Raw genomic sequence first — 20,437 nt, forward strand, 5'->3', positions numbered from 1 at the left:
GGGCCTCAAGCCCCCAATCCCTGCAATCTCAAATGCCGCCGCAACCGGAAAACTGACTCCTGCTCAATCGCTTAGAGCCTTGTTCACGGACGACTACTTCCGTCAGGTCCGCGCATCCGCCGGCGCCCGCTGCTTCAACAGCCGCGCGCACACGAAACCGAGCGCCACCATGATGGCGGCGCTCGCGAACAGGGTCGGCATCTTGCCGCCATGCTGCAGGCCAAGGCCATAGGCGAGCGGCCCGACCGTCTGCCCCATGAAGAAGAAGAACGAATGCAGCGACAGCGCGGTCGCGCGTGCCTCGACCGAGAGTTCGCTGGCAAACATCTGAAGGCAGCCATGGGCGATGTAGAAGCCCCATCCCATCACGACGAGATTGAGCGCCTGCACTTCCCAGCGCGGGCCGAAGGCGACGACAACGAGCTGCGAAGCGACCAGCGTCATGCCCGCGATCATCATGCCCTTCATGCCCAGCCATGGCAGCAGGCGCGACACAGTCAGTGTGTAGAACAAGCCGCCGACCGCAAAGCCCGCGATGACCATGCCCGCGATCGAGAACGAGGTCTGACCGAGCTCGAACAGGAACGAAGCGATGTAGGGAAACAGGCCGAGCACGCAACAGCCTTCGACGAACACGGCCGAATAGCACACGTAAGCATTTGGATTGGTGAAGATGGTGCGATAGCCCGCTTTCAGCGCCGACAGGCTCGTCTTCGGCGGATGCTTGACCTTGGCGCCACGAAAGCCGGCGGCAACCGCGATCGACGCAACGATCACGAGCGCGCCGAGCACCGCCAGCACGCCGCGCCAACCGAGGAAGTCGCCGATCAGCCCGGAGGCCGAGGCGCCGAGGAGATTGCCGGTCATCGCGCCGGCGAGCGTGCGGCTGATCGCGACCTGGCGTTTCTCCGGACCGACGAGATCGCTGGTCAGGCTGAGCGCCACCGGAAACACGCCGCCCGAGCCGATGCCGGCGAGGATACGGGTTGCGAACAGAACAGAGAACGAGCTCGAGAGCGCCCCCAGGATATTGGCAAGGCCGAGCAGCGCGAGGCAGCCGATCATCAGCCGCGTCTTGCCGAACAGATCGGCGGCGGCACCGACGATCGGCTGGATGATCGAGAAGGTGAAGGCGAACACCGCGGCAAAGCCCGCAGCCGTCGCGATACTGACGCCAAAATCCTCGGCGACGTGCGGCAGCACCGGATCGAGCGCGCGCGCGGAGAGCGCCGCGGCAAAGCTTGCACCGGAGATGACGTAGAGCGCGGCCGGCAGGCCGTGATCGTGCGCCCGCGCCTCGCCTTGCTGCATCAGCGCGGGTCGGCTTTGGTCGAATCCTTGGCGAGCGTGTCGAACGCCATCAGCCTTCGGATCAGCCCTTCGAACTCGCGCAGCGGCACCATGTTGGGTCCGTCGGACGGCGCGCTGTCGGGGTCGGGATGAGTCTCGATGAAGACACCGGCAACACCGACAGCGACGGCTGCGCGCGCGAGCACCGGCACGAATTCGCGCTCGCCTCCGGAAGACGTCCCCTTCCCGCCCGGCTGTTGCACCGAATGAGTGGCATCGAAGATCACGGGTGCGCCGGTGGTGCGCGCCAGGATCGGCAAGGCGCGCATGTCGGAGACCAGCGTGTTGTAGCCGAAGGACGCACCACGTTCGGTCACGAGCACGTTGGGATTGTTCGCGCTCGTGATCTTGGACACGACATTGGCCATGTCCCAGGGCGCGAGAAACTGGCCCTTCTTGACGTTGACGACCTTGCCGGTTGCGGCGGTCGCCAGCAGCAGATCGGTCTGGCGACACAGGAAGGCCGGGATCTGCAGGATGTCCACCGCTTGCGCCACCTCGGCGCACTGCGCGGCGTCGTGCACGTCAGTCAGGACCGGCAGGCCGAGCGACGATCGGATTTCGGCGAAGATCGGCAGCGACTGGGCAAGCCCGAGGCCACGCGCAGCCGACGCGCTGGTGCGATTGGCCTTGTCGAATGAGGTCTTGTAGACGAGGCCGATCTGCAGTCGCGCGGCGATCTCCTTCAGTGCGGAGGCCACCTCCAGCGCATGCTGGCGGCTTTCGAGCTGACACGGCCCGGCAATGATCGAGATCGGCAGATCATTGCCGAATTTGACCTTGCCAATGGTGACGACCGGCGCCGCTGACGTCGAAGAGCTCAAGGCAAATCCCTCGTTTCGGCGCGACCATAGCCGCGATGAAGGGCGGATCAACCCCATTCGGCCTAGGCTCCCAGAATATCAGGGTTGCGCCCAGGCTCCCGGCGACGCCCGAGCGCCGGCCGCCTCTACTTCACCGCCGAGAAGGCGGTCGGCGCCAGGATCTGGCTGACAATATTGCCGACAATCTGCCCGTCCGCCTCGCTCTCGGCGCGCCCTTTCATCCAGTCCGGATCGGTCATGAAGGCGGCCCACTTCTTCTCGCGCTCGGCGAGCGACTCCCAGGCCAGGAAATAGGTCAGCTCCTGGTTGGATTCACCGATCAGGGTCGTGAAAAACCCGGCCTGCCTGATGCCGTGCTTTTCCCACACCTTCAGCGTGACGGTCTCGAACCGCTTGAGCAGCGCCGGCAGGCGCCCGGGCACGCAGCGATAGATGCGCATTTCATAAATCATTCTTGTTCCTCCCTGATCAGGTCCGGGGGTTATAACGGCTGGCCCTGACGGTGTCTTGAGGCCCGCTCGGCCGCCCCCGGTGGCGTTCCGCGCATGGCTAGGGTCCGCTCAAAGTCCCCGTCCCGCAGCCGGTTCCCGCAATGCTGCCGCAATGATACGGCCGCTAGATTGGCGCGATTGAGGTTGAGGTGCGGATCATGCGGATTTTGCTCGTCGAGGACGAGGCCGAAATGGCGGACGCGCTGGCGTCGGCGCTGAAGCGCTACGACATGGTGGTGGACCACGCCCCCACGCTCGCGGAGGCGGAAGAGGCCATTTCTGCCGACGTCCACGCCGCCGTCCTGCTCGATCGCCAGCTTCCCGATGGCGACGGTCTCACCCTGATCCCGAAACTGCGGGCGCGCGCCGACGGCGTGCCGATCATCGTGTTGACGGCGCGCGGCGAACTCGCCGATCGTGTCGCCGGACTGGACTGCGGGGCGGATGATTATCTGTCAAAGCCGTTCGCGGTGGAGGAATTACTGGCGCGGCTGCGCGCCGTGCTGCGCCGGCCCGCCGGGATGCAGCCCGACATCATGCACGCCGGCCGCCTCGCTTTCGATTTCGGCCATCGCGAGGCAAGCATCGACGGGGCTCCCCTCGAGCTGCCGCGACGCGAGCTCCTCGTGCTGGAAGCCCTGGTCCGCCGCATGGGCCGAACCGTGCTGCGCTCGGCGCTGGAAGAAGCCGTCTACAGTTTCGACGACGAGATCCAGTCGAATGCGCTCGATACACACGTGTCGCGACTGCGCCGCAAACTCTCGGAAGCCGATGCGCGCGTGGAGATCCACGGCATCCGCGGCGTCGGCTATCTGCTGAAGAAGCTGCCATGAGCAAGCACCACGATCCCTATTGCCTGCGCTCGCGGCTGAGCTGGCGCCTGCTGTCGCTCCAGGCGGTGCTGCTCACGGCGCTCGTTGCCGTCATCGTCGGGGCGTTGAGCGCGTCGGGGTTCGCGATCGCCGGGCGCGACGAAGATCGCGTGATCGAAATCGTCCAGCGCGCGCTCGCGCGCGACGCGCAAGGCGACCTGGTCCTGCGGTCGACGACCGAGCTGAAACAGTTGCGCAGCGAGACTCCCGATCTCTGGTTCCTGGTCCGCGACAGGCAGGGACGTTCGCTCAGCGAAGGCGCCGTGCCGTCCGAGTTCGCCGCCATCGGCAGCAGTCTCGACCAGATCAGCCAGGCGCGGCTCGGCTGGCAGCTGTTCGAGGACGATCCGCGCAAGCCCCCGGCGCGGCTGAAGCGGGTCGACACCGACGCCGGCAATGTGCAAATCATCACGGCGACGCAAGGCAAGCTCACCGGCGCCAAGGCGTTGTTCATGACGTCGCTTGCATTGCTCGGCGTCGCCCTGCCCGGCCTGCTCCTCATGGGAACGGCGACGTTCATCGCGACGCCGATGATCGTGCGGCGCGCCTTTAGGGGGATCGATGCGACGGCCGACCAGGCGCGGCGCATCGACATCCATCAACGCGGCGCGCGGCTGTCGCTGGACCGGATTCCGCTGGAGGTCATGTCGCTCGTGACCGCGGTCAACGACGCGCTGGCGCGGCTAGACCAGGGCTATGCCCGCCACAAGCGCTTCGTCGCCGATGCCGCACACGAGTTGCGCACGCCAATTGCAATCCTGAACACGCGGCTGGAGTCGCTTCCGGCGGGGCCGGAGAAGACCCGGTTGCTGGAGGATTCCGCGCGGCTGGCTACGCTTGCCGAGCAACTGCTCGACATTCAGCGCCTCGACCGCTGCGGTCATCCCTTCACGCGCATCGACCTCGTCGCAATCGCGCAAAGTGCGGCCGCAGATCTCGCGCCGCTGGCCATTGCCGCCGGCTACGAGCTGGCGCTCGATGCCCCCTCCACGCCGGTCGAAACGATCGGCGATGCGGCGGCGCTGGAGCGCGCGCTGACCAACCTCGTGCAGAATGCGATCCAGCACGGCCCTCGCCGCGGCACCATCGGCATTCGTGTCACTAGGCCCGCGAGCATCGAGGTCACGGACGAAGGCGTCGGCATTCCGGCCGATCAGCGCGAACAGATATTCGAGCCGTTCTACCGGCTGACACCGCTCGATCGCGGTGCCGGCCTCGGCCTCAACATGGTGCGCGAGATCGTGCTCCTGCATGGCGGCCACATCTCGGTCGCGGACGGAGCGATCGGCGGCGCGTGCTTCAGGATTTCACTGCCGCCAGTCCGGGAGAATTGACGCAATCGGCACGCGGCACGCAATGCTGTCGCAATGCACGCAAGCGATTGTTCGGCCGCCTCACCTCTGACCTGCGAGGCGCAACCAAGATGCCGGAGTGCGCATGCCCAACGATTTCCTCTCGTTCTTCCTGTCATGGATGTCAGCCCCGCGTCGCGTCGGCGCGATCGCGCCGTCAGGCGCGGCGCTGGCCGATCTCATCACCCGCGAGATCACCGCATCGACCGGCCCTGTTCTCGAGCTCGGCCCCGGCACCGGCGCGTTCACCTACAAGCTGCTCAAACGCGGCGTGCGCCAGCAGGACCTCACGCTGGTCGAATACGGCTCCGACTTCATGAAGCTGCTACAGATGCGTTTCCCCAACGCGCGCGTCTTGTGGATGGATGCGGGGCGGCTGGCAGCGGAACGCCTCTATGACGGCGCACCCGTCGGCGCGGTCGTGAGCGGCCTGCCGCTGCTCAACATGTCGACGCGCAAGGTCGTCTCGATCGTCGGTGGCGCGTTCAGTCATGTCCGCCCCGGCGGCGCGTTCTACCAGTTCACCTACGGCATGAGTTGCCCGATCCCGCGGCCCGTGCTCGACCGGCTAGGCTTGCGCGCAAAGCTGGTGGATCGTGCCCTGCTGAACGTGCCGCCGGCCGCCGTCTACAAGCTGACGCGACGACCGCAGATGAAGCTCGTCACGGGATCGCTTGCGCCTGATACGTCAATGCCGGCTGCGCCGGAGCCGATGCTTCTCGCACGTGACTGCACCGCCACGCCCTGAGCCGCTTACACCAGGCGGCTCTGCACCATCGCCGCACGAATGAACGACGCGAACAGCGGATGCGGCTCGAAGGGGCGCGACTTCAGTTCGGGATGGAACTGGACGCCGATGAACCAGGGGTGATCCTCGTACTCGACGATCTCCGGCAGCACGCCGTCGGGCGACAGGCCCGAGAATTTCAGCCCGTGCTGCTCGAGGCGATCCTTGTAGGCGGTGTTGACCTCGTAGCGATGGCGGTGGCGCTCGGAAATCTCGGTCGCGCCGCCGTAGACCTCCGAGACGCGGCTGCCGCGATTGAGCGCCGCCGGATAGGCGCCCAAGCGCATCGTGCCGCCGAGATCGCCGGCGTTGGTGCGCTTCTCGAGCTCGTTGCCGCGCAGCCATTCCGTCATCAGGCCGACCAGGGGCTCCTTGGTCGGGCCGAACTCGGTGGAGTTGGCCTCCTCGATCCCGACGAGATTCCGAGCTGCCTCGATCACCGCCATCTGCATGCCGAAGCAGATGCCGAAATACGGCACGTCGCGCTCGCGCGCGAACTGGGCCGCTCGGATCTTGCCTTCGGCGCCCCGCTGGCCGAAGCCGCCGGGCACCAGAATGCCGTTGACGTGCTCGAGGAACGGCGCGGGATCTTCCTTCTCGAAGATCTCGCTTTCGATCCAGTCGAGATTTACCTTCACCTTGTTGGCGATGCCGCCATGCGAGAGCGCCTCGATCAGCGACTTGTACGCATCCTTCATGCCGGTATATTTGCCGACGATGGCGATGGTGACGTTGCCCTCGGGATTGCGGATGCGCTCGTTGATCTGCTGCCAGCTCCGCAGCTCCGGCGGAATCCGCGAGCCGATGCCGAAGGCGGCAAGCACTTCGTCGTCGAGGCCTGCGGCGTGGTAAGCCTGAGGGACAGCGTAGATGCTGTCGGCGTCGCGCGCCTCGATGACGGCGCTCTCGCGCACGTTACAGAACAGCCCGAGCTTGCGCCGTTCCTCCTTCGGGATCTCGCGATCGGTACGGCAGAGCAGGATGTCCGGCTGGATGCCGATCGAGCGCAGCTCCTTGACGGAGTGCTGCGTCGGCTTTGTCTTCAGCTCACCGGCGCTCGGGATGTAAGGCAGCAGCGTCAGATGAATGTAGATGGCGTGATCGCGCGGCAGCTCGTTCTTGAGCTGGCGGATCGCCTCGAAGAACGGCAGGCCCTCGATATCGCCGACGGTGCCACCGATCTCGACCAGCACGAAGTCGTAATCGTCGTTGCCGTCGAGGACGAAATCCTTGATGGCGTTGGTGACGTGCGGAACCACCTGGATGGTCGCGCCGAGATAATCGCCGCGCCGCTCCTTGGAGATGATGTCCTGGTAGATGCGCCCGGTCGTGATGTTGTCGGCCTTGGTCGCCGGGCGCCCGGTGAAGCGCTCATAGTGACCGAGATCGAGGTCGGTCTCCGCGCCGTCATCGGTCACGAACACTTCGCCGTGCTGATACGGCGACATCGTTCCGGGATCGAGGTTGAGATAGGGGTCGAGCTTGCGGAGGCGGACCTTGTAGCCCCGGGCTTGCAACAGGGCACCGAGTGCCGCTGAAGCCAGACCCTTGCCGAGCGAAGAAACCACGCCGCCGGTGATGAATATGTACCGCGCCATGGGGCTTAACCTCTAATCCCTCGAATTCGATTCGCCAAAGCGATTCGTATTCCGCCCCAAACATTTTGCGGGGCTGTGGGTGAGCCAGAACTAAGAGTGGTGACAGAGCCTTGATGGGGATTGTTGATGCAGGACGGTAGAAGCCGCCCTGCATGGCCCCCCTGCTTTATTGCGAACGCGGTACCTGCGGGCCGCTCGGTGCCGGAGCCTGCTGCTGCTCGTCGGCCTTCTTCAGCGAATCCAGGATGCCGCCCGAGGTCGGCGGAGCGATTGGTCCGCCACCGGCCGGCTGGGTCTGCGACGCCGGCGCGCCGATGATCGACGACGGCTTGCGGTCGTAGCCGGCATACCAGGACAGGAACAGGCTGGTGAGGAAGAAGCCAACGGCCAAAATTGCGGTGGTCCGCGTCAAAAGGTTCGCGGTGCCGCGGCTCGACATGAAGCCTGCGCCACCTCCCATGCCGAGGCCCCCGCCTTCCGACTTCTGGAGCAGGACGGCGCCGATCATGACGGTGACGATCATGAGGTGAATGACGATGACAACAGTCTGCATAGTGTCCTTCCGTCACAAGCCGACAGCGCCGAGACGGCGGCCAATCGTGCTTCGCGGGTTTTCCTGAAGTTGCGCGGTGTTACACGATCGGAGGGGGCATTGCCACCCCCGATCCGCCGGGTCCTAAGGTTTGGAGTTAGCTAGGGACAGCCCTGCGCAATCGCAAGGAAATCGGCCGCCTTCAGGCTGGCTCCGCCGACCAGTGCGCCATTGACGTTCTTCACGGCCATCAGCTCCGCCGCGTTCGACGGCTTGACCGAGCCGCCATAGAGGATGCGCATCCCGGCGCCGTCGGCCTTGAACCGGGAGGTCAGGAATTCCCGGATAAAGCCATGAATCTGCTCGACATCCCCCGAGGTCGGGGTCAGGCCAGTGCCGATCGCCCAGACCGGCTCATAGGCCACGACCAGATTGGCGGCAGTCGAGCCATCCGGCAGCGAGCCGTTGAGCTGACCGCGCAGGATATCGAGGGTCTGGCCCGCATCGCGCTGGCCCTGCGTCTCGCCGATGCAGACGATGGCAGTCACCCCGGCGCGCCAGGCGGCCTCAGCCTTCTGCCGGATCAAGGCATCGCCCTCGCCATGGTCGGCGCGGCGCTCGGAATGGCCGACGATGATCGCGGTCGCACCCGAATCCGCCAGCATTTCGGCGGCGATATCGCCGGTATGGGCGCCGGAGGCCTTGGGGTGGCAATCCTGGGCCCCCACCGCGACCTTCTTGCCGCGTGCCTTCTCGGCAAAGGCAGCGATCAGGGTCGCCGGCGGGCAAACCAGCAGGTCGGCTTTGCCGGCCACCTCTGCCGCGCCATTGAGCATGGCGTCGAATTCGGCAGTCGAGGCCTTCAGGCCGTTCATTTTCCAGTTGCCGGCGATCAGGGGGCGGATGGCATCGGTCATGTCAAATTCCAGCAAATTTCGGTTTGTTCATGCGCTAGCAGAGGTCCCGTGGCAGTTCCAGAGACCAGGGGCTTTTGACCGCAGGGATCGAAAGCCTGCTAGACCCGAGGTTGCGGGGGGAAAGCCACCACTTTATGATGATTGATCAATTTGGTGACGCGCTTTTGCGGAATCTGCATTAAGACGCGCTCCCGTTCCCCTCCTGCCAAACAAGTTGGACCAAATGCTTCGAGGAATGCGCAAGGCCTCATCAAACTGGCTCGGCAAGACCATTATGGCCGTTGTGATGGGCGTGCTGATCATCAGTTTCGGCGTTTGGGGCATTGCCGACATCTTCAAGGGTTTTGGGCAATCCACCGTGGCCAAGGTCGGCGGCACCGAGATTTCCCTGAACGAGTTCCGCCAGATTTACACCGATCGCCTCCAGCAGATCAGCCGCCAGTTCGGCCGGCCGCTGTCGCCTGAACAGGCGCGCGCCTTCGGCCTCGACCGTCAGGTGCTCCAGCAGACGATCGCGGAGGCCGCCCTCGACGAAGAGGCGCGCCGGCTCGGGCTCGGCCAGTCGGACGACCAGATCCGCCAGCTCATCATGAACGACCCGAACTTCAAGGGCGTCGGCGGCAACTTCGATCCGAACCGCTTCCAGTCCGTGATCCGCAATTTCGGCTACACCGAGCAGCGCTACGTCTCCGAGCAGCGCAAGGTCTCGCTGCGTCGGCAGATCACCGGCACAATCGGTGCCGGTATCGAGCCGCCGAAGGCGATGCTCGACGTGCTGACGCGCTTCCAGAACGAGCAGCGCGCCATTGAATTCGTCAGGCTCGACGCAGCCCAGGCAGGCACCATCGACGCGCCATCGCCCGAGGCGCTCGCCGCCTATTTCGAGGATCACAAGGTCCAGTTCCGCGCGCCCGAATATCGCAAGATCGCGTTCGTCGTGGTCTCGCCGGAGGAGATCGGCAAGTGGAGCGAGGTGTCGGACGAGGACGCCAAGAAAGCGTTCGAGCAGCGCAAGGATCGGCTCGGCACGCCGGAGAAGCGCCAGATCCAGCAGATCGTATTTCCCAACGCCGCCGAGGCGCAGGCCGCACGCGAGCGGCTCACCAGCGGGACGTCGTTCGAGGACCTCGGCAAGGAGCGCGGACTGAGCGCGTCCGACGTCGATCTCGGGCTCGTGACCAAATCCTCGCTCGATCCCGCAGTTGGAGACGCTGTCTTCGCGCTTCCCGCCGGTGAAATCAGCCAGCCCATCCAGGGCCGTCTCGGCACGTCGATCGTCAAGGTCGAAAAGATCGAGCCGGGCGTGGAGGCGAATTACGCGAGCGTTGCCGCCGACATCAAGCGCGAGATCGCCACCGAGCGCGCGCGCGTCAAGGTCGCCGATCTTCGCGACAAGATGGAAGACGAGCGCGGCGGCGGTGCCAGCGTGATCGACGCGGCGCAGAAGCTAGGCCTCACTGCCGTGACGATCGACGCCGTCGACCGTTCCGGCCGCGCCCCGAGCGGCCAGCCGGTCTCCGGCATTCCGCAGGGCCTCGACGTGGTGTCGCAGGCCTTCAACACCGATGTCGGCGTCGACAACGACTCGATCTCGTTCAAGGGCGGCTATGTCTGGTACGACGTGCTTGCCATCACGCCGTCGCGCGACCGCAATCTCGACGAGGTTCGCGACCAGGTCGAGGCGCGCTGGCGCCAGGACCAGATCGCGACCAAGCTGAAGGCCAAGGCGACCGAGATCGTGCAGAAGCTCGAATCAGGCGGCAAGCTCGCCGACGAAGCAGTCGCGATCGGCGCCAAGGTCGAGACCGCCAGCGGCTTCAAGCGCGACGACTCGCCCGCCAGCGTGCCCGCAACCGTCGTGTCGGCCGCCTTCCGCGTCGGCAAGGACGGCGTCGGGCAGACGGCAGTGACCGGCGGCACCGAGGTGATCGTGTTCCGCGTCACTGAGATCATCGATCCCACGGTCGATGCCGGGTCCGAGGCGATCAAGAAGCTGAAGGACACTCTCGACCGCGCGCAGACCGAGGAGCAGGTCGCTTCCTACGTCAACAAGCTTGAAACCGACATCGGGACCACCATTAATCAGGCCGCCTTCGCGCAGGTGACCGGCGCGAACCAGTGAGTTGAAAGCACGCGATGGACGACCTGAAATCGATCATTGGAAAAGTGGCGACCGGCGCCAGCCTGTCGCGTGACGAAGCGGCGTCCGCCTTCGACGCCCTGATGTCCGGCGAAGCCACGCCTTCGCAGATGGGCGGCCTCTTGATGGCGCTGCGGGTGCGCGGCGAGACCGTCGACGAGATCACCGGCGCGGTCATGGCAATGCGCTCCAAGATGCTGACCGTGGCGGCACCGCCCGAGGCCGTCGACATCGTCGGCACCGGCGGCGACGGCTCCGGCTCGGTCAACGTCTCGACCTGTGCCTCCTTCATCGTCTCGGGCACAGGCCTGCCGGTCGCCAAGCACGGCAACCGCGCGCTGTCGTCGCGCTCGGGCACCGCCGACGTGCTGGCCTCGCTCGGGGTGAAGATCGATCTGAGGCCCGAGCAGGTCGGTCGCTGCGTGCGCGAATGCGGCATCGGCTTCATGTTCGCCCCCGCCCATCATCCCGCCATGAAGAACGTCGGCCCGACCCGGGTGGAGCTTGCCACGCGCACGATTTTCAATCTGCTCGGGCCGCTGACCAACCCAGCCGGCGTGAAGCGGCAGATGGTCGGCGTGTTCTCCCGGCAATGGGTGCAGCCGCTGGCGCAAGTGCTCAAGAACCTCGGCTCCGAATCCGCCTGGGTCGTGCACGGTTCCGATGGCCTCGACGAGATCACCCTCACCGGTCCGACCTTCGTCTCCGCGCTCCACAATGGCGAGATCCGGAATTTCGAGGTGACACCGGAGGACGCGGGCCTGCCGCGCTGCGAGGCCGGTGCACTCAAAGGCGGCGACGCCGACGCCAACGCTATCGCCTTGCAGGGCGTGCTCGACGGCAAGCCGAGCCCCTACCGTGACGTCGCGCTGATCAACGCCGCTGCCGCATTGGTCGTGGCCGGGCGTGCCAGGGATCTCAAGGAAGGTGTCGTGATCGGCGCAAAATCACTCGACAGCGGAGCGGCGCGCGCGCGGCTGAAACATCTGATCGCGGTCTCTAACGACTGAGCCTGACATGTCGGACATCTTGACCAAGATCGAAGCCTACAAGCGCGAGGAAATCGCTGCGGCCAAGCGCGCGCAGCCGCTGTCGGCGGTGGAGGCGAAGGCCAGGGCGCAACCAGCACCGCGCGGCTTCCTGCGCGCGATCAGGGCCAAGCACGCCAATGGCGACTTCGCGCTGATCGCGGAGGTGAAGAAGGCCTCGCCGTCAAAGGGCCTGATCCGCGCCGATTTCGATCCGCCGTTGCTTGCCAGGGCCTATGAGGCCGGGGGCGCTGCCTGCCTGTCGGTGCTGACGGACACGCCCTCGTTCCAGGGCCATCTCGACTTCATGGTGGCGGGCCGCGCGGCAACGTCACTGCCGGTGCTGCGCAAGGATTTCATGTTCGACACTTATCAGGTGGCGGAGGCCCGCGCGCACGGCGCCGACTGCATCCTGATCATCATGGCGGCGCTCGGTGATGCCACGGCCAAAGAGCTCGAGGACGCCGCCATCGCCTATGGCATGGACGTACTGATCGAGATCCACGACCGCGCCGAGCTTGACCGCGCGCTGAAGCTGCGTTCGCCGATGATCGGCGTCAACAATCGCAATTTGCGCACCTTCGAAACCACGCTTGCGACCAGCGAAACATTGGCTCCGCTCATACCCGGGGATCGGCTGATGGTCGGCGAGAGCGGTATCTTCACGCCCGCCGATCTCGCCCGGCTCGAGCGCGTCGGCATGTCGACCTTCCTGGTCGGCGAGAGCCTGATGCGGCAAGCCGACGTTACCGCTGCGACGCGCACACTGCTGGCGCGCGAGACCGCGCGCGCCACAGGCACGAACTGATGGCGCGTCAGCCCGCAAAGGCCAAACCGACCAAGACCGGCCCTGCCCTCACCCATATCGGCGCTTCCGGCGAGGCGCGGATGGTTGACGTGTCGGACAAGCCCGCGAGCGAGCGGCTCGCGGTCGCGGAAGGACGCGTCGTCATGACCAGGGCGACGCTTGACCTGATCGTGTCCGGCAACGCCAAGAAGGGCGACGTGCTCGGCACCGCCCGCATCGCCGGCATCATGGCCGCCAAGCGCACCGCGGAGCTGATCCCGCTCTGCCATCCGCTCGCGCTGTCGAAGGTGACGGTCGAAATCGAGCCCGACGCAAAGCTGCCGGGCTGCCTCGTCCGCGCCAGCGTGAAGGTCACGGGACCGACCGGCGTCGAGATGGAAGCGCTCACCGCCGTCTCGGTCGCCTGCCTCACCATCTACGACATGATCAAGGCGGTGGAACGCGGCGTGCGCATCGAAGGCATCCATCTGGTCGAGAAGCTCGGCGGCAAGTCCGGCCATTACCGCGTCTGATTGCGGCTAATCTATTTCGCCTCGCGCTGCCGCTCGCGATAGGCACGCGTCTTCATCCGATTGCCGCACAGAGTCGACATGCACCACCGCCGCGTCGATGGCTTCGACCGATCGAAGAACACCCGCCGGCATTCCTCAGAGGCGCACATCTTCAGCCGGTCCAACGTTCCCACAAGCGTTGCGTTGTGCAACTCGATGGCGATAGCCGACAGGCCGGCGAGCGCATCGTCGCGTATCGCCGATAATACTGCGCCGCAGCCAACCCGCGCCTCCACCCGCAACGGAAACGCCGCGAGCGCGTCACCGAGCGCGCCGAGAACCTCCTTGTTCCGGCGCCGCTCGGCCGGCTCGCATTGCAGATAGGCGCGTAGCGCTTCGCGCAGCCGCAGCGCGGTCGCGAACATTGCGGGCGTGATGCGCCCGCCGCCGAGGCCGCGCTCCTGCATCCAGTCCGCGAGCTGCTTCATCCCGGCAAGTTCGTCGCTCTGCGGGTGCTCCACCCCGAAATGCGAGAAGTGGCGAACATCGAGCGTGTTGGCGAAATCGTAGATGTTCGCCAACGCGTCGGGAACCTGGAACTTGCGTGACTCTTTCGACATCGGAATACCCGGAGAATTGGAACACCAGTAAAACATATTTACCGGTTGACAGCAACAGACACCAGTATATTTATTATACAGGTGTCTGCATCTCATCGAAATCGAGCGAGGTTGCGATGACAAAATGGAGAACGCCATGGCCGAAGCCCCGCACTATCTCGAACTCATCGAGCTTGCTGCACGCCTCGAGGCGCGCGAAATCTCCGCGTTGGAGGTGACGCGCGCGCAACTCGACCGTATCGACGCCCTGGACCATGAACTCGGCAGCTACGTTCACGTGATGCCGGAAACGGCTATCGCCGAGGCGAAGGCCGCGGACGCTGAGATCGCAAATGGCCAGTATCGGGGCCCCCTGCATGGCGTGCCGATTGCGCTGAAGGATCTGTTTTGGACCAAGGGCATTCCGACGGCGGCCGGCACCACGCTTCATCGCGATTTCCGTCCTGGTGAAGATGCGACCGTCACGCGCAGGATCAGGGATGCAGGCGGTGTGGTGCTCGGCAAGTTGCAGCTCACCGAGGGCGCCTATTCCGATCACCACCCGCTGGTGACGCCACCGAGAAATCCATGGAATCCGGATTACTGGCCGGGTATCTCGTCCAGCGGCTCGGCGGTCGCGACGGCCGCCGGACTTTGCTTCGGCTCACTTGGCTCCGACACCGGTGGCTCGATCCGCTGGCCCTGCGCCGCCAACGGCCTGACCGGGCTGAAGCCGAGCTGGGGCCGCGTCAGCCGCCACGGCACGTTCGAGCTGGCCGCGACGCTCGACCATATCGGACCGATCGGCCGCAGCGCGGTCGATGCCGGCGTACTGCTTGGGGTCATCGCCGGACACGACCCGAACGACCCGACGTCGCTGCTCAATCCGGTGCCTGACTATCTTGCCGCGGCCGCACGGGACGTGCGGGGCCTGCGGATCGGTGTCGACGCTGCCTGGAACGGCGAGGACGTGGACGTTGCGACACAGCACGTGTTGGCGGATGCCATCGATGCTTTTCGTGCGCTTGGCGCCCACACCGTCAACGTCAGATTTCCCGACGTAGAACAGGCGATCGCCGACTGGACCCCTAATTGTGCGGTGGAAGCTGCGGTCGCGCACGAGGCGACCTATCCTGTCCGCAAGAATGAGTATGGCCCAATCCTCGGCTCGCTGCTCGAGGCTGGTCGCGCGCTCTCCGGTCTCGATTATCAGAAGATCCTGCTGCGGCGGCTGGCACTGCGCGGCCAGGTGACAGCACTGTTCGAGACCATCGACCTGCTGCTGATCCCGGTCCACCCTTTCGCGCCGTTGACGCTGGCCATGATCCGGACGCTCGGCGAGCAGCCGGATCTGATCGCGAAGCTGCAGCGCTACACCTGCCCGTTCGACATGACCGGTCATCCCACGATCACGCTACCAGGTGGTGCATCGGCGGACGGACTGCCGATCGCGTTCCAGCTTGTCGCCGCCCATCTCGACGAGGCCACGCTGGTTCGCGCTGGCGCTGCATTCCAGCGTGTCACGTCGTGGCATCGTCGCCATCCTTCCCTCACCTCGCGGAGGCAGCATTGACCATTCCATTCAATCCCGTAGGTCGAAGCATTTTCCACGGCTGGTTCGTGGTCGCGGCGGCATTTGCCGTGATGTTCGTCGGCTTTGGTTCTGTCTACACCTTCAGCGCATTTCTGGAGCCGCTCCAGCGCGATTTCGGCGCCTCCCGTGGTTCAATCTCGCTGGTGTTCTCGATTGCCGGCTTTCTGTACTTCGCTCTCGGACTCGTCAGCGGTCCCCTCGCCGACCGGCTCGGTTCGCGTCCACTGGCCGTAGCGGGCATGGTCCTAATGGCGGTTGGACTTGCGGCCGCGAGCGCTGCACGTTCCCTCGTGGAGGTCTATCTCGCCTACGGGCTCGGTGTCGGCCTCGGCGTCGGCTGCGCCTATGTTCCGGCAATCGGCGCGGTGCAACGCTGGTTCGTCAAGCGCCGCGGCTTTGCCTCTGGGCTCGCGGTGAGCGGCATCGGGCTCGGCACGCTGGCAATGCCGCCGCTCGCCTCCTTGCTGATCGCATCGATGGGCTGGCGCGGCGCCTATCTGGCGCTGGGCGCGATTGCGCTGGTGCTGGGCGGCGGGATGTCGATGCTCATCGAGAACGATCCGAAGGACCGCGGCCTCCGGCCCGACGGCGATCCGCCTTGCGACGCGGCGGACACGGTCAACGCCGGCGGCGCCTCGGTGCGCGAGGCGGTCCGGTCGACGCGTTTTGTCGCCCTTTACGCATCGTGTCTGGTCTGCTCGTTCGGCGCCTTCGTTCCATTCGTTCATCTCGTGCCTTACGCGCGCGACCACGGTGTCGCGGCGTCCTCTGCCGTGCTGCTGCTGGGCGTGATCGGGGCCGGCAGCACCGCTGGTCGCTTCTTTCTCGGCGCGATCGCCGACCGGATGGGCCGCGATCGCTCTCTGATCATGGTCATGATCGGAATGGCGTTCGCGATGGCGATCTGGGCCATTGCCGCTGATGTCCGGACCCTCGCCGCTTTTGCCTTCATTTACGGCGTGTTCTACGGCGGCTGGGTCGCGGTGCTGCCCGCCGTGGTCATGGACTATTTTGGCGGACGCAACGTCAGCGGAATCATCGGCATTCTCTACACCAGCGTGGCGTTCGGGACATTGGTTGGTCCGAGTGCGGCCGGCTTCGCCTACGACCTCAATCACAGCTATACTTTGCCGATCCTGATCAGCGCCGCCGCGAACATCGTCGCGGCACTGATCGTGTTGGCGATACTGGCGCGCAGCGAAACCCGGCCGATCAGCGCAACGACGCGCTGATCGCCCCGAATTTTGAATTGAGCTTGCTGCCCAGGCCGTTCACCACGGCAATGATCGCAAGCGCGATGCCGGCGGCGATCAGCGCGATGGTCGGCAGAAATTGTCCGGCCGCGCGGAAGCTTCCGACAATGCTGCACGTCTCGCGTCCCGCATATTGATTGCTTTTGCGAGCGTCCGTTCACGGCGCATTAACCCAGCTTGCTAACTTCGCCTCCACTCCGTTCCCGTAAACCGACGGATGTTCCCGGGGCCAAGAATTGACCCTGACGTGTGCACCACAACGATCGATCATGATGACGGGATTCGGCAGTCGCCTTTTTGACCAGGCCTTCGTGCGCAGCGGACCGATCCGCTGGCTGGTGGTGGGCGGCACGCTGCTGATCGCTGCGATCGCGGTCGGCGCGACCCTGATGGCGCAGAATTTCCGCGAACGTGCGCTGCGCAGCTCCGGCCGCGAGCTGGAAAACACCGTGCTGATGCTGGCCCATCATTTCGACCAGCAATTGCAGGATTTCGCAGTCATCCAGAAGGATTTCGTCGACTACGTCCGCGCGAGCGGCATCACCAGTGCGGCGGACTATCGCAAGCGCCTCGCCGGCCAGGACCTCCACCGGATGCTGCGCTCGAAGATCGATGCACTACCCCACATAGGCGGCCTCAATATCATCGATGCCGAAGGCAATTTGATCAATTCGTCGACGGCATGGCCGGCCCCGAACGTGAACGTTGCCGATCGCGCCTATTTTCGCACCTTCCGGTACGATCCCGATGCTCCCGACGTCCTGATCGAGCCACTCTACAGTCGCATCTCCGGCGCCTGGACCATGCTGATCGTGCGCAAGGTCGTCGGACCGAACGGCGAATTCTTGGGTGCGGTCGGACGCGGCATCGAGCCGGCAAATTTCGAAAAGTTCTTCGAGTCCGCCGTGCTCGGCGAAAGCACGACGATCTCGATGCTGCACCGGGACGGCACGATGCTCGCCCGTTATCCCCATTCCAGCGAATTGATGGGGCGGAATTTCAAGAACGGTCCGTTCGCGCATCAAAGGGTTTTCGGGCTCGACCATTTTGCCGGCCGCTTCATGAGCCCCGTCGACGGCGAGGACCGGCTGATTTCCTCACACGCCCTGCCTCACTTCCCGATCCTGATGATGGCCACCACGACGCGCGCGACGGCCCTGACGGACTGGCGCGAGCAGATCGGCATCCTGATCTCGGTCGCCGCCTCTTCCGCGCTCGCCATCGCGGGCGTGCTGATCGCGATCATACGCAAGCTCCTGGAGCAGCATCGTCTTTCGCGGGAACGGCTGACGCTGGAAAAGCAGCGTCTCGACCGCGCCGTCAACAACATGACCCAGGGCCTGCTGCTGTTCGACGCATCGCAGCAGCTCGTGATCTGCAATCAGCGCTACATCGAGATGTACGGGCTGTCGTCCGAAATCGTGAGACCCGGCTGCAGCTTCCACGATATCATTGCGCACCGCAGAGCCACCGGCTCGTTCACCGGCGATGTGGACCAGTATGTCGCACGGGTCCTGCGCGACGTCCACGTGCGCAATTCCATGGTAGTCGAGACCTCCGACGGTCGCTCGATCCAGATCGTCAACGAACCGCTCACGGACGGCGGCTGGGTCGCGACGCATGAGGACATCACGGAGCGCCGGCGTATCGAGGAGCGCATCACCCATCTCGCTCACTACGACGCGCTGACCGACCTGCCCAACCGCACCATGTTCCACGAGCATCTACGTCAGGAACTCGATCTCGTCGCCGGGGGCGAACAACTCGCGGTGCACTACATCGATATCGACGAGTTCAAGGGCGTCAACGACGCGCTCGGGCATCTCATCGGCGACGAGCTCCTGAAGTCAGTCGCGCAGAGCCTCCACCGGTGTGCGGGTCCGACAGACTTCGTGGCGCGCCTCGGCGGCGACGAATTTGCCATCATCCAGAGCGCGGTGACATCGCTGGATCAGGTCAACGAGCTCGTCGCGCGGGTGTTTGAGGCCATCCGCGCGCCGTTCGACTGCATGGGACATCATCTTGCCACCGACGCCAGCATCGGCATCGCGCTGGCGCCGCAACATGGAACGGCGCTGGACCAGATCCTGAAGAACGCGGATATGGCGATGTACGCCGCTAAAGCCGCCGGGCGCCGCACTTATCGCTTTTTCGAGCCTGAGATGGACGCCAAGATCCACGAGCGGCGGCAGCTCGAGATCGACCTGCGCCACGCCATCGCCCAAGGCGGGCTCGAAGGCGGCCTCGAGGTGTATTACCAGCCTTGCCTCAGCCTGAAGGACGACCGCATCACCGGCTGCGAGGCGCTGGTGCGCTGGCGCCATCCCGAACGCGGCATGGTCTCGCCGGCCGAGTTCATCCCGATCGCCGAGGACACCGGCCTGATCAACGAGATCGGCGAATGGGTGCTGGTGACCGCCTGCCGGGACGCAGCGAACTGGCCCGACGACGTCCGCCTCGCCGTCAACGTCTCGCCGGTGCAGTTCAAGAGCGGCACGCTGGCGCTGAAGATCATGGCAGCGCTTGCCGCCTCCAATTTGCCGGCAAGCCGGCTCGAGATTGAGATCACCGAGGCGGTGCTGATCCGCGACGACGACACCGCGCTTGCGATCCTGCATCAACTCCGCGCCATCGGCGTCCGCATCGCGCTCGACGATTTCGGCACCGGCTACTCCTCGCTGAGCTATCTGCACCGCTTCCCGTTCGACAAGATCAAGATCGACCGCTGCTTCGTCAACGACATCGCCGGCCCCGACGGCTCCTCCAGCATCGTGCAGGCGGTCGTCAATCTCGCGGCTGCCCGCCGCATGACCACCACGGCCGAGGGTGTCGAGACCGAGGAGCAGCAGCGGTTGCTGCGCGCGCTCGGCTGCTCCGAGATGCAGGGCTATCTGTTCAGCGCCGCAAAACCCGCCGACAAAGTGCTGGAGCTGTTCGCAGCTCATCGCAGCCGTCTCGCCCAGCGCGGCGGCAACGAAGGCCGCCGCCGGGAGGCAAGCTAGGGCCTGGACTCACACAGGCGCAATTGTCGGCTCGGGAGGCCAAGCAGAAACATCGGCGGACGGCCAAACGGCGGTGGCGCCCCTAGAAATTAAAGACCATTCGGTCTATATATCGGCAATGCCCCGCCAAACCCCTGTGCAGTTGCCCCGTGGCCGTCCCCGAAGTTTCGACATGGAATCCGCCGTCGAACGCGCGATGGATGTGTTCTGGTCCCGCGGCTATCACGCCACGGCGCTACCGGACCTTCTTCGTGCGACGAAGCTCTCGCGGGGCAGCCTCTACGCCGCTTTCGGCGACAAGCACTCGCTGTTCCTGCTTGCGCTTGATCGCTACATTGCCATTGCCTTGACACGGATGGATATCGAACTCGACCCCCGCAGGGAGCCGATCGACGGCCTAAGGGCCTACCTTGCCGGCTATGTTGACCGCAACAGCGGTGCCAATGGTCGGCGCGGATGCCTGTTGGTAGCCACAGCCATGGAACTGGCTGGCCGTGATGCCGAAATTGATCGTCGCATCGGGAGCTTTTTCAAAGCTATGGAGGCTCGGGTGGCTGGTGCACTTTCCCGTGCGAAGGCAGCGGGCAAGCTGGCCGATGGTGTCGAGCCTTCGAGTGCCGCCCGAATTCTCGTCTGTTTCGTCGAGGGCCTGCGGGTGGTCGGCAAAACGGCACCGACACGGATCATTTCGCAAGCCACCGTTGACGCTTTTCTCGACCGCTTCATCAGGTAGACAACCATGGACGTTTCCGCTGCTCGCACGCCTATATCTAGACCGAACGGTCTTGAAAAGAACGAT

The 20,437-nt window shown here is 65.0% G+C and carries 19 protein-coding genes; 11 read left to right on the forward strand and 8 right to left on the reverse strand.

Features of this window, described 5'->3' with window-relative positions; genetic code table 11:
• Positions 1-102 precede the first annotated feature (102 nt).
• The 3 genes from ABIB80_RS25785 to ABIB80_RS25795 form a co-directional block, all read right to left on the reverse strand.
• A complete protein-coding gene (locus tag ABIB80_RS25785) occupies positions 103-1,311 on the reverse strand; it encodes an MFS transporter (protein WP_007590609.1) in 1,209 nt (402 codons plus the stop codon).
• Positions 1,311-2,174 (reverse strand): 3-deoxy-8-phosphooctulonate synthase, encoded by an 864-nt coding sequence (gene kdsA, locus ABIB80_RS25790; RefSeq protein ID WP_035992609.1) that lies wholly within the window; start codon positions 2,172-2,174, stop codon positions 1,311-1,313. The genes ABIB80_RS25785 and kdsA overlap by 1 nt, the downstream gene beginning before the upstream one ends.
• A 125-nt stretch (positions 2,175-2,299) precedes the next feature.
• Positions 2,300-2,626: an NIPSNAP family protein gene (locus tag ABIB80_RS25795; RefSeq protein WP_007590607.1), complete on the reverse strand. Its 327-nt coding sequence runs from the start codon at positions 2,624-2,626 to the stop codon at positions 2,300-2,302.
• A 197-nt stretch (positions 2,627-2,823) separates the two neighbouring features.
• On the opposite strand from ABIB80_RS25795, the gene ABIB80_RS25800 reads away from it, so the two are divergent.
• The 3 genes from ABIB80_RS25800 (at position 2,824) to ABIB80_RS25810 (ending at position 5,637) form a co-directional block, all read left to right on the forward strand.
• Positions 2,824-3,498: a response regulator transcription factor gene (locus ABIB80_RS25800; protein WP_007590606.1), complete on the forward strand. Its 675-nt coding sequence runs from the start codon at positions 2,824-2,826 to the stop codon at positions 3,496-3,498.
• Positions 3,495-4,871, forward strand: coding sequence for a sensor histidine kinase (locus tag ABIB80_RS25805; RefSeq protein ID WP_354128685.1), 1,377 nt, complete (start codon positions 3,495-3,497; stop codon positions 4,869-4,871). Before ABIB80_RS25800 ends, ABIB80_RS25805 begins: the two co-directional genes overlap by 4 nt.
• A 103-nt stretch (positions 4,872-4,974) precedes the next feature.
• Entirely contained in the window at positions 4,975-5,637 is a 663-nt protein-coding gene (locus ABIB80_RS25810) for a class I SAM-dependent methyltransferase (protein ID WP_219682174.1), read from the forward strand.
• Between the two features lie 5 nt (positions 5,638-5,642).
• On the opposite strand, the gene pyrG is transcribed toward ABIB80_RS25810, so the two are convergent.
• The 3 genes from pyrG to tpiA form a co-directional block, all read right to left on the reverse strand.
• Positions 5,643-7,274, reverse strand: coding sequence for a CTP synthase (gene pyrG, locus ABIB80_RS25815; RefSeq protein WP_007590604.1), 1,632 nt, complete (start codon positions 7,272-7,274; stop codon positions 5,643-5,645).
• Positions 7,275-7,440: 166 nt separating this feature from the next.
• Positions 7,441-7,827: a preprotein translocase subunit SecG gene (gene secG, locus ABIB80_RS25820; protein WP_007590603.1), complete on the reverse strand. Its 387-nt coding sequence runs from the start codon at positions 7,825-7,827 to the stop codon at positions 7,441-7,443.
• A 140-nt stretch (positions 7,828-7,967) separates the two neighbouring features.
• On the reverse strand, positions 7,968-8,723 hold the full coding sequence (gene tpiA, locus ABIB80_RS25825; RefSeq protein WP_007590602.1) for a triose-phosphate isomerase: 756 nt from the start codon (positions 8,721-8,723) through the stop codon (positions 7,968-7,970).
• Between the two features lie 223 nt (positions 8,724-8,946).
• On the opposite strand from tpiA, the gene ABIB80_RS25830 reads away from it, so the two are divergent.
• From ABIB80_RS25830 to moaC, 4 genes are read left to right on the forward strand one after another with little or no spacing between them, the layout of a single operon-like run.
• Entirely contained in the window at positions 8,947-10,845 is a 1,899-nt protein-coding gene (locus ABIB80_RS25830; RefSeq protein WP_354128686.1) for a peptidylprolyl isomerase, read from the forward strand.
• A 14-nt stretch (positions 10,846-10,859) separates the two neighbouring features.
• Positions 10,860-11,873, forward strand: coding sequence for an anthranilate phosphoribosyltransferase (trpD, locus tag ABIB80_RS25835; RefSeq protein WP_007590600.1), 1,014 nt, complete (start codon positions 10,860-10,862; stop codon positions 11,871-11,873).
• A gap of 7 nt (positions 11,874-11,880) precedes the next feature.
• A complete protein-coding gene (trpC, locus tag ABIB80_RS25840) occupies positions 11,881-12,699 on the forward strand; it encodes an indole-3-glycerol phosphate synthase TrpC (RefSeq protein WP_007590599.1) in 819 nt (272 codons plus the stop codon).
• Entirely contained in the window at positions 12,699-13,211 is a 513-nt protein-coding gene (moaC, locus tag ABIB80_RS25845) for a cyclic pyranopterin monophosphate synthase MoaC (protein ID WP_007590598.1), read from the forward strand. The genes trpC and moaC overlap by 1 nt, the downstream gene beginning before the upstream one ends.
• Positions 13,212-13,222: 11 nt before the next feature.
• On the opposite strand, the gene ABIB80_RS25850 is transcribed toward moaC, so the two are convergent.
• Complete coding sequence (locus ABIB80_RS25850; RefSeq protein WP_354128687.1) at positions 13,223-13,948, reverse strand: CGNR zinc finger domain-containing protein; 726 nt, start codon at positions 13,946-13,948, stop codon at positions 13,223-13,225.
• On the opposite strand from ABIB80_RS25850, the gene ABIB80_RS25855 reads away from it, so the two are divergent.
• Positions 13,947-15,362 carry an amidase gene (locus ABIB80_RS25855; protein WP_007590595.1) on the forward strand — a complete coding sequence of 472 codons (1,416 nt, stop codon included), beginning with the start codon at positions 13,947-13,949 and terminating at the stop codon, positions 15,360-15,362. The two genes, ABIB80_RS25850 and ABIB80_RS25855, sit on opposite strands and share 2 nt — an antisense overlap.
• Complete coding sequence (locus ABIB80_RS25860; RefSeq protein WP_007590594.1) at positions 15,359-16,615, forward strand: MFS transporter; 1,257 nt, start codon at positions 15,359-15,361, stop codon at positions 16,613-16,615. The genes ABIB80_RS25855 and ABIB80_RS25860 overlap by 4 nt, the downstream gene beginning before the upstream one ends.
• On the opposite strand, the gene ABIB80_RS25865 is transcribed toward ABIB80_RS25860, so the two are convergent.
• The gene (locus ABIB80_RS25865) at positions 16,596-16,712 is read right to left on the reverse strand and encodes a Flp family type IVb pilin (protein WP_245286067.1); all 117 of its coding nucleotides are present in this window, start codon (positions 16,710-16,712) and stop codon (positions 16,596-16,598) included. The two genes, ABIB80_RS25860 and ABIB80_RS25865, sit on opposite strands and share 20 nt — an antisense overlap.
• Positions 16,713-16,905: 193 nt before the next feature.
• Here ABIB80_RS25865 and ABIB80_RS25870 point away from each other — a divergent pair, with 193 nt between their 5' ends.
• Together ABIB80_RS25870 and ABIB80_RS25875 are read left to right on the forward strand one after the other, a co-directional pair.
• The gene (locus ABIB80_RS25870) at positions 16,906-19,638 is read left to right on the forward strand and encodes a bifunctional diguanylate cyclase/phosphodiesterase (protein ID WP_354128688.1); all 2,733 of its coding nucleotides are present in this window, start codon (positions 16,906-16,908) and stop codon (positions 19,636-19,638) included.
• Positions 19,639-19,810: 172 nt separating this feature from the next.
• The gene (locus ABIB80_RS25875) at positions 19,811-20,371 is read left to right on the forward strand and encodes a TetR/AcrR family transcriptional regulator (RefSeq protein ID WP_245285849.1); all 561 of its coding nucleotides are present in this window, start codon (positions 19,811-19,813) and stop codon (positions 20,369-20,371) included.
• Positions 20,372-20,437 lie beyond the last annotated feature (66 nt).

The organism is Bradyrhizobium sp. i1.15.2 (assembly GCF_040548425.1).
Taxonomy (GTDB): Bacteria; Pseudomonadota; Alphaproteobacteria; order Rhizobiales; family Xanthobacteraceae; genus Bradyrhizobium; species Bradyrhizobium canariense.

Coding starts and splice junctions, on each gene's coding strand:
- ABIB80_RS25785 (WP_007590609.1), bottom strand. CDS start 1,311: ATGCAGCAAGGCGAGGCGCGGGCGCACGATCACGGCCTGCCGGCCGCG.
- ABIB80_RS25795 (WP_007590607.1), bottom strand. CDS start 2,626: ATGATTTATGAAATGCGCATCTATCGCTGCGTGCCCGGGCGCCTGCCG.
- ABIB80_RS25800 (WP_007590606.1), top strand. CDS start 2,824: ATGCGGATTTTGCTCGTCGAGGACGAGGCCGAAATGGCGGACGCGCTG.
- ABIB80_RS25805 (WP_354128685.1), top strand. CDS start 3,495: ATGAGCAAGCACCACGATCCCTATTGCCTGCGCTCGCGGCTGAGCTGG.
- ABIB80_RS25810 (WP_219682174.1), top strand. CDS start 4,975: ATGCCCAACGATTTCCTCTCGTTCTTCCTGTCATGGATGTCAGCCCCG.
- pyrG (WP_007590604.1), bottom strand. CDS start 7,274: ATGGCGCGGTACATATTCATCACCGGCGGCGTGGTTTCTTCGCTCGGC.
- secG (WP_007590603.1), bottom strand. CDS start 7,827: ATGCAGACTGTTGTCATCGTCATTCACCTCATGATCGTCACCGTCATG.
- tpiA (WP_007590602.1), bottom strand. CDS start 8,723: ATGACCGATGCCATCCGCCCCCTGATCGCCGGCAACTGGAAAATGAAC.
- ABIB80_RS25830 (WP_354128686.1), top strand. CDS start 8,947: ATGCTTCGAGGAATGCGCAAGGCCTCATCAAACTGGCTCGGCAAGACC.
- trpD (WP_007590600.1), top strand. CDS start 10,860: ATGGACGACCTGAAATCGATCATTGGAAAAGTGGCGACCGGCGCCAGC.
- trpC (WP_007590599.1), top strand. CDS start 11,881: ATGTCGGACATCTTGACCAAGATCGAAGCCTACAAGCGCGAGGAAATC.
- moaC (WP_007590598.1), top strand. CDS start 12,699: ATGGCGCGTCAGCCCGCAAAGGCCAAACCGACCAAGACCGGCCCTGCC.
- ABIB80_RS25855 (WP_007590595.1), top strand. CDS start 13,947: ATGGCCGAAGCCCCGCACTATCTCGAACTCATCGAGCTTGCTGCACGC.
- ABIB80_RS25850 (WP_354128687.1), bottom strand. CDS start 13,948: ATGGCGTTCTCCATTTTGTCATCGCAACCTCGCTCGATTTCGATGAGA.
- ABIB80_RS25870 (WP_354128688.1), top strand. CDS start 16,906: ATGATGACGGGATTCGGCAGTCGCCTTTTTGACCAGGCCTTCGTGCGC.
- ABIB80_RS25875 (WP_245285849.1), top strand. CDS start 19,811: ATGGAATCCGCCGTCGAACGCGCGATGGATGTGTTCTGGTCCCGCGGC.